Annotated in this window: 8 protein-coding genes; 7 read left to right on the forward strand and 1 reads right to left on the reverse strand. The window is 69.2% G+C overall.

From position 1 onward, the window contains the following. Window positions 1–1,922: ATP-binding protein (locus ACJ73U_RS41355; protein ID WP_407783242.1), on the reverse strand; the 1,922-nt coding region annotated here is incomplete at its 3' end. Between the two features lie 215 nt (window positions 1,923–2,137). Between ACJ73U_RS41355 and ACJ73U_RS41360 the strand changes: the two genes are divergently transcribed. The 7 genes from ACJ73U_RS41360 to ACJ73U_RS41390 form a co-directional block, all read left to right on the forward strand. Beyond that, window positions 2,138–3,640 (forward strand): MFS transporter, encoded by a 1,503-nt coding sequence (locus ACJ73U_RS41360; protein WP_407783243.1) that lies wholly within the window; start codon window positions 2,138–2,140, stop codon window positions 3,638–3,640. Window positions 3,641–3,837: 197 nt separating this feature from the next. Further along, window positions 3,838–5,172 carry a cytochrome P450 gene (locus ACJ73U_RS41365; RefSeq protein ID WP_407783244.1) on the forward strand — a complete coding sequence of 445 codons (1,335 nt, stop codon included), beginning with the start codon at window positions 3,838–3,840 and terminating at the stop codon, window positions 5,170–5,172. A gap of 25 nt (window positions 5,173–5,197) precedes the next feature. Continuing rightward, entirely contained in the window at window positions 5,198–6,220 is a 1,023-nt protein-coding gene (locus ACJ73U_RS41370; RefSeq protein ID WP_407783245.1) for a terpene synthase family protein, read from the forward strand. Window positions 6,221–6,332: 112 nt separating this feature from the next. Next, window positions 6,333–6,704 carry a type VII secretion target gene (locus ACJ73U_RS41375; protein ID WP_407783246.1) on the forward strand — a complete coding sequence of 124 codons (372 nt, stop codon included), beginning with the start codon at window positions 6,333–6,335 and terminating at the stop codon, window positions 6,702–6,704. 4 nt (window positions 6,705–6,708) lie between these two features. After that, window positions 6,709–7,626 (forward strand): hypothetical protein, encoded by a 918-nt coding sequence (locus ACJ73U_RS41380; protein WP_407783247.1) that lies wholly within the window; start codon window positions 6,709–6,711, stop codon window positions 7,624–7,626. 8 nt (window positions 7,627–7,634) lie between these two features. Beyond that, complete coding sequence (locus ACJ73U_RS41385; protein WP_407783248.1) at window positions 7,635–8,123, forward strand: hypothetical protein; 489 nt, start codon at window positions 7,635–7,637, stop codon at window positions 8,121–8,123. Further along, on the forward strand, window positions 8,120–8,326 hold a 207-nt coding region (locus ACJ73U_RS41390), incomplete at its 3' end, for a hypothetical protein (RefSeq protein ID WP_407783249.1). The genes ACJ73U_RS41385 and ACJ73U_RS41390, both read left to right, overlap by 4 nt.

An 8,326-nucleotide genomic window follows, 5' to 3' on the forward strand; every position in this document is an offset into this window, starting at 1 on the left:
CGCCGCGCCCACGCGGCCTCGTCGGGACCGACGAGCCCGGCCGAGGACGCCTCGGCCACCGCCACGCAGTACGCGGCGTGCCGCCTGCGGCAGTCCTCGAGCCGCCCCTGCCCGGCCAGCCGCGCACGCCCGTAGATGCGCAGCGTCTCGAGCATCGTGTAGCGGGTCGGCGTGCGGTCGGTGTCGGCGACCAGCATGGACTTGTGCACCAGCCCGGTCACGCCGTCGACCACCTCGGCGGCCGCGAGCGCGTCGTCGCCGACCACCGCCACGGCGTCGTCCAGGGTGAACGACCCGACCAGCACGGACAGCCCGTCGAAGACGACCCGTTCGGACGGGGTCAGCAGGTCGTAGGACCAGTCGACGACGGCGCCCAGCGTGCCGTGCCGCTCCTCCCGCACGCGTCTGGCGCTGTGCAGGAAGTCCAGCCGGCGCTCCAGCCGGCCGGCGATCTCGGCGAGGGACATCGACCGCAGCCGGGTCGCGGCCAGCTCGATGGCGAGCGGCAACCCGTCCAGCCCCCGGCAGATCTCGGCGACCACGGGCACGTCCGCCGCGGTGAGGGTGAAGGTGGGCAGGGCGGCGCCGGCCCGGTCGACGAACAGCGCCACCGAGGGGACGGTGGTGACCGCGGCGAGGTCGCCCGGCTCGGCGGCCGGGACCGCCAGCGGACGTACCGGCAGGATGTGCTCACCCTCGACGCCGAGCGGCTCCCGGCTCGTGGCGAGCACCGTCACGTCGGGACAGCCGCGGGCGAGCGCGTCGACCAGGTGCGCGGCGGCGTCCAGCACGTGCTCGCAGTTGTCGAGCACCAGCAGAGCCTGCCGGGACCGCAGGAAGTCGACGAGACCGTCGGTGACGCTTCGGCCCTGCGGCTCCTGCACGCCCAGCGTGGTCGCGAGCACGTCGGGCACGAGCCAGCCGTCCCGCACCGCGGCCAGTTCGCACACCCAGACGCCGTCCGGGAAGCCAGCCCGCGCCTCGGCCGCCACCCTGGTGGCCAGCCGCGTCTTGCCGACCCCGCCGACCCCGGTCATGGTCACCACCCTGGCCCGCGCCATCGTCGCGAGCGCCCTGGTGAGGTCCTCCCCCCGGCCGACCAGCTCGCTCAGCTCCTGCCGCAGGTTGCCGGCCACCCGGTCGCGGCCACGCACCTGTTGGCGCCGGCCGGACTCCAGCGCCGGGTCGGCGTGCAGGATGTGCTCGTAGCGACGGCGCAGCGCGGCGGAGGGCTCCAGCCCGAGCTGGTCGACGACCTGCCGCCGGAACCGACCGTAGACGTCGACCGCGTCCGCCTGCCGCCCCGACCGGTACAGGGCGACCATGAGCAGGTCCCGTGGCCGCTCCCGCAGCGGGTGCTCGGCGGCGAACGCCTCGATGTCGCCGATCAGCTCCGCGTGCCGGCCGAGCGCGATGTTCGCCTCGAACCGCTCCTCCAGGGCGGCCAGCCGCAGCTCCTCCAGGCGCATCGCCTCGTACAGGCAGAACTCCTCGTCCGCGAACTCCGCGTAGGCGGGACCGTGCCACAGGTCGAGCGCCTCGGTCAGCCGCGCCGCCGCCCGTTCGGGTCGCGTCGCGGTCTCCTCCATGGCCGCGCTCAACTTCTGCTCGAACCGCACGGCGTCGACGGCGTCCGGCTCGACCCTGATCAGGTAGCCCGGCGGCTCGGTGACCAGTGCCGCCGTGCCCGCGCCGCACTCGTCGAGCACGGCACGCACACGCCAGACCTGGTTGTGCAGCTTGCGCATGGCCGTCGGCGACGCGCCGTCCCCCCACAGGATGTGAATCAGGCGGTCGGCCGGTACCAGTGTGTTGGCGTTGACCACCAGTGCCGCGAAGAGCCGCCGCTGCAGTCCGCCGGACAACGCCGCGCTGGTGCCGTCATGCGTCATCGCGAGCGACCCAAGAACCCTGATCTCCATCGCTACCATGATCGCGTACACGGCCCGCGGCGTGAGGGGTCACGGGACATGGATCGGCCACGGTCCGTCTTCGTCCGGGACGCGCCGGCTTCGGCCTGGTTTCGGCGGATCATCCGGAAACCGGATCGATGTCGGCCGTTGTTCGCGCGTGGTGGTTTCGACTGGTCGAGCGCGGGTATCGCGTTGAGGCCGCTCTCCGTCGCCTGGAGGTAGCCATGACGTCCGACGTGACGCCTTCCGTGACACGCACCCTGATCCCGGCGCGGATCGACCGGTTGCCCTGGTCGAGGTTCCACACCCGCATGGTGGTCGCCCTCGGCGTCGCGTGGATCCTCGACGGTCTCGAGATCACGGTGGCGAGCGCGGTCGCCGACACCCTCACCAAGCCAGAGACGTTGAACATGTCCTCGACGTTCGTCGGGCTGCTGGCGACGGTGTACCTCGCGGGTGAGGTGGTCGGCGCGCTGTTCTTCGGCAACCTGTCCGACAAGCTGGGCCGCCGGAAGCTGTTCATGCTGACGCTGGCCGTGTACCTGTTCGGCAGCGGGCTCACCGCGCTGACGCTCGGCAACGGCGCGATCTGGGTCATCTTCCTGTACCTCACCCGCTTCATCGCCGGCATGGGCATCGGCGGGGAGTACGCGGCGATCAACTCCGCCATCGACGAGCTGATCCCCGCCCGCTACCGGGGGCGGGTCGACATCGCGGTCAACGGCACCTACTGGGCCGGCGCCGTGCTGGGCACGATCGGCACCTTCATCCTGCTGAACAAGGTCGAGCTGTCGCTCGGCTGGCGACTCGGTTTCCTCATCGGTCCCGTGCTGGGACTGGTGATCCTGCTGGTCCGCAGGCACCTGCCGGAGAGCCCGCGCTGGCAGATCATGCACGGCAGGGAGCGCGCCGCCGAGGAGTCGATCGCCCAGATCGAGCACGAGGTCGAGCAGACCGGCGTCACGCTGCCGGCCGTCGACACAACCAGGTCGATCGAGGTGACGCCGACCGAGCGGATCGGCTACGCGGCGCTGACCAGGGTGCTCTTCCGGGAGTACCCGTCCAGAGCGGTGCTCGGCGCCACACTGATGATCAGCCAGTCGTTCCTCTACAACGCGATCTTCTTCACCTACACGCTGGTGCTCGGCAAGTTCTACGGGGTGTCCTCCGGGGCCACGCCCATCTACCTGATCGCGTTCGCCGTGGGCAACCTCATCGGGCCGTTCACCATCGGCCACCTCTTCGACACCATCGGCCGCCGCACGATGCTGTCCAGCACCTACATCATCTCCGGCATCCTGCTGGCGATCACCGCCGGACTGTTCTACGCCGGCGCGCTCAACGCGATCACCCAGACGATCGCGTGGTGCGTCATCTTCTTCTTCGCCTCCGCCGGCGCGAGTGCCGCCTACCTGACCGTGAGCGAGATCTTCCCGCTGGAGGTCCGGGCGAAGGCGATCGCGGTGTTCTTCGCCATCGCGCAGTGCTTCGGGGCACTCGGTCCGGTCATCTACGGTTCGCTCATCGGCAACGGCGAGCACGCGGTCCGGCTGTTCTTCGGCTACCTGCTCGGCGCGGCCGTGATGATCGCCGGTGGACTGGTCGCCCGGTTCCTCGCCGTGAACGCGGAAGGCAAGTCGCTGGAGGAGATCGCCCTGCCACTCGCGGCCACCGGCCGCCGCGGCCGCACCCGAGCCGAGGGCGCGGCGAGCCCGTTCTCCACGTGACCGACGATCAAGTTCGGCACCGGCCGAGGCATTCGCGTTCACTTCTCTGATCCACCGGTCTTGACAGTCGCTCCCGCCGTCGTCGTACTTGGAACTTGTCACGAGTGCCGCGGAGCACCGGGAACCAGCGGACCAAGGGTGGGACGTGTGGCTGGGAGCCTACGAGTTGGGGTATGGCGTGGCGCGGGGTGTCGCCGGTGAGCGCGGCACAGGTTCCTACCGCGCCGTACCGGTTGCCGGTGGTCGGTCATGCCGCTCGATTCCTCGCCGATCCCGTCGGCTTCATGGAGTCGCTGCGCACACTGGGTCCGCTGGTGCGGATCTACTTCGGTGCGCGGGCCTTCTACTACGTAAGTGATCCGGCACTGGTACACGAAGTGCTGCTGGCGCAGAACGAGGCCTTCGAGAAGGGACGCCTGTTCGAGAAGATGAAGGCCTTCGCCGGCGAGGGGGTCGGAACGGTCGCGGGCGACCAGCATCGCATGCAGCGACGCATGGTGCGCCCGGCCCTGCATCCCGACCGGCTCGGGCACTACGCGGAGATCATGCACGAGCACGCTCAACGCGGCGTCGCGGGATGGAAGCCGGGCCAGCAGATCCGGGTGGACCGTGTGGCGCTCGACTACACGGTGCGGGTCATCGTGGACACGTTGCTTCCCACGCGGCTGCATCCACACGTGGCTCGCCGGGTGCGTGAGACGGTTCCCGGGATGCTGCGCGACGCGATCCGGTTCATGGTGTTGCCCGAGGCGCTGTTCCGCCTGCCGCTGCGCGTGAACGAGGAGATCTATTCCGCCAGTGCGAGGTTGACGGCGACGATCGACGACCTGATCTCGTCCTACCGCGCGAATCCCATCGCGTCGGAGCAGTTCGATCTCCTCAGTCACCTGCTGGGTTACCAGGATCCGCGGACAGGCGAGGAGGTTCCGCACAAGCTGATGCGGGACCAGGTGATGAACTTTCTCATAGCCGGCCATGAGACGACCTCGTCGGCGTTGACCAGCGCCTTCTGGGTGCTGGATCAGCATCCGGAGACGCGGGAACGGGTGTATCGCGACCTCGAGGCGCTGGGTGCGGACCGGGTTACGCAGGACGCGCTGGTGAAGGTGCCGTTCACGCGAGCTTTCGTGAAGGAGGTCCTGCGGCTCTATCCTCCGGGGTGGATGCTTCCGCGCCGAACTGTCCGGGCGGTACGGCTGGGAAGTATCAGCGTGCCGGCCGGCTGTGAGCTGCTGATCTCTCCCATGGCTCTGCACCGGCGGCCTGATGTCTTTCGCCGGCCTCATGTTTTCGACCCGGAGCGGTGGATCGGCCCGGAAACGACGGATGTTCCGAAGGGGGCGTACATCCCGTTCGGTCTGGGGCCACACGTGTGCCTGGGTGCTCAGTTCGCGGAGATCGAGATCATCACCTTGCTGGCCGCCGTGAGCCGTGGGTGGCGGCTGGTGCAGCGTCCCGTCGCGGCTGGCCGGTTCCGATTCGGCCTGACGGCAAGAATTCCGGAACTGCGGTGCGTGGCCGTGCCCCGTTGATCCCACCAGTGAAAGGTGTAGTGCCGTGCCAGGGCTGACTCCCTACGCAGAGAACGCCATGCCCTGCGTCATCCTTCCCGAGACGCTGCGGAACGCCCGCCGGTGGGCGGCCCGGTTCGGTGCGGACACTGAACGCGTCTCGCGCTATGTGACCCTGTTCGCCTGGGTCCATCCCGACATCGTCCCGCGGCGGCAGAGCATCCTCGCGAACATCTACGCCTTCTACCGGTTCTACGACGACTTCAACGACTCCCTGCGCAACGACATCGCGACCAGTCGTGCCGTCGCCGAGGAGATGATCGGCGTGCTGGACGGTGCGGAGCCTCGATCGGATACCTCCGTCGTCCGCATGTTCCACGATCTGTGGCGTCAGCACACTGAGAGCGCCCCTCGGGCTTTCCTCTCGCGCACGGCCACGCACTGGCGTCACTACTTCGCGACCCAGAGCAACTACCACGCGATGCGGAAGGAGGAGTATCCCTGGGATCTCGAGGACTACCTCGGCTTCCGCATCGACAACGGCGGCGTCGCCCTCGCGATCACGCAGGGCGAACTCGCCAACACGGTCTACATCCCCGCTCCTGTCTACCGGATGCGGACCCTGGTGCGGATGCGGACCCTGGCGTCGTACTGCATCATCCTCACCAACGACCTCCACTCCGCCCTACGCGATGAACGGCACGGCGACCACCGGAACCCTGTCGCCCAGCACGTCAGCCACACCGGCGCCACACGCGAAGAGGCCTTCGCCCACGTTCGGAACCTCCTGCTGGACTACAGCGAACAGCTCCACGGCTCCTTCGACCGGCTCGGCCGTGAATGCGATCTCCTCGAACTCGGGGAGGCGGAGCGCGCCGTGGCCCGGACGGCGGCCCGGAACTGCGTCCATCACAGTGACGGTTACGAGGCCTGGGCACATCGGAACGAGCCGCGCCTGGCGGCGCCCGACGTCGACCCGAACCTCATCGTCCGGCCGCGGGCGGTCGATGTCCCTGGTTCCGTGGCCAACTCCGCGGGCCTGGACACCGACGCCGATCAGGCGCTGTGATCACCGAGGCGGCACCGCGGCGAGTTGAGGCCGTTCCTTGGCGACCGGCCTGTTCTGGGTTAGCTTTCATCGTGTTCGTCTACCGCTCGGGTGACGAATAAGGGGGGTAGGAATGCCCGATCATGGAGTGGACCTGGGGGTTGATCTCTACCGCCTGTACGTGGTCGCCAAGGACGACCTGCCGTCGGTAGCGGCCGTCTACGGCGATGTGGTGGGGAAATACCAGGGCGCGCGGAACGGCGTCGACAAGGCGATGACCCGGCCGGACCATTTCGGCGGCGGGTCGCAAGGGCCGGTGCACGAAGCGTGGACGGCACTGCACGAGGCCGCGCTGAAGGTCATGCAGGACACCCAGCGCAACCTCGGGGAGACGGCCACGTCGCTGGCCAGCGCGGCGGATCTGTACGCCGAGAAGGACGGGGGCGCCGCGGACGAGTTCCACAGGTTGTTGAGGGAGCGCGGCGAGCCGACGCCGGGGAAGTGAGGCCATGAGCTTCGACCAGCTCATGGAGCACGCGAGCGAGATCCAGTACCTGGCGACCAAGCACGCGCTGGACAAGAACGAGGCGGAGCCGGAGTACGCGCGCAACGGCGTCGACGGCTACTACGCCGAGCTGGTGGCGCCGCTGTTCAAGCCGTTCTCGCAGGTCCCGGACCCGGCCGGCTACCAGGCGCTGATCGACGACCTGTCCGCGGCCATGCACGACCTGTCGAGCGGACGCACCGACCAGGACCCGATCGACAAGGACCCGTACCTCGCGAACCCGGCCCTGGACAAGATCCACACGGCCGGCGACAACCTGCAGGACTGGACCGGTAAGGCCGCCATGGCCTTCAAGGCGAAGTTCCTGGACCCGTTCCCGTCGATCTCGACGAACCAGTTCATCCTCACCGCGATCCTCAAGGCGGCGCTCGAGGCGCACAAGGCGATGTGGGAGAGCACCCGCACCGACATCGACAAGATCGCCCACGCGACCATGGACGCGTTCGACAACGGGTGCTGCGACAAGAACACGTGGAACGTGTCGTTCACCGTGCTGTCGTCGATCGGGGCGGTCGGCGCCGCGATCCTCACCGTCGCGACCGAAGGCGCCGCGGCGCCGCTCGCGCTGACGGTCATCGGCGCGGCGGCGCAGGTGGGCGCCACCCTGCCGCCGGACAGCCTGTCCGACCCGCCCAAGGGCGGCGGCGAGAGGGCGTTGCAGATCACCAACTCGATGAAGGCCGCGATCGACCAGCTCACCCAGGTGGTCCAGAAGGCGGAGTCGGAGATCACCAGCCACGTGCAGGCGATCACCGAGCTCGTGCACGGGAACAACGCCTACTTCGTCTCCGCGCGCCCCGCTCTGGCCGGGATGCCCAAGGGCGATCTCACCGATGACAGCGGGCTCGGACACTCGGACTAGGGGGCACGGTGGGACAGCTGGCGGATCGCCTGGACGCCATCCGGGTACGCGCCCGCATGCCGGGCGTCGACATCGAGGTCGAGTTGCGTGACCGCACGGACGTGCGGATCTCGTTCGGCGAGAGCGTGTACGGCTTCCTGACCGAGAACCGCCTGCAGTACTACCTCGCCGGCCTGGCCCGACTGCTGTACGCGGCGTGGCTGCGGCAGTACCGGGCGGCCATCGACGACTCGGCGTTGGACGTGGACCCGCACGACCGGCGGGACCACGAGTTCCTCGACGCCCGCGCGGCCGTCGAGTCGGGCGGCGCGTCGACCGACGCGCGGATCGTGATCACGGCGGTGGGCATGCGGGAGATCGAGGTGCGGATCGCGCCGGGCACGGTCCGGAAGCTGACCGAGGACCAGTTCTCCGCGCGGACGGCGGAGGCGGTCACGGCCCTGATCCAGGACCACCTGTCGCAGGTGCGTGCACTGAAGACGCGGTTCTACGGGTGACCAGGACCCGGCCGCTCCTGGTCGTGGCGGCGGTGGTGGTGATCGCAGCGGTCGTCGTCGTGGCCGGGCCGTGGCGCGACGGCACGCCCGACCGCTGCGACATCCCGGACCGCGTCTCCGGGCGGTCGGGTTCGGCGGCGGCCGGGCCGTGCGGCGGTGTCCGGGTCGCGGAGCAGGTGTTCTCGCAGGAGGCGAGTGGCAAC

It is taken from the genome of Actinophytocola sp. (genome assembly GCF_045807065.1).
In the GTDB taxonomy this organism is placed as follows: domain Bacteria; phylum Actinomycetota; class Actinomycetes; order Mycobacteriales; family Pseudonocardiaceae; genus Actinophytocola.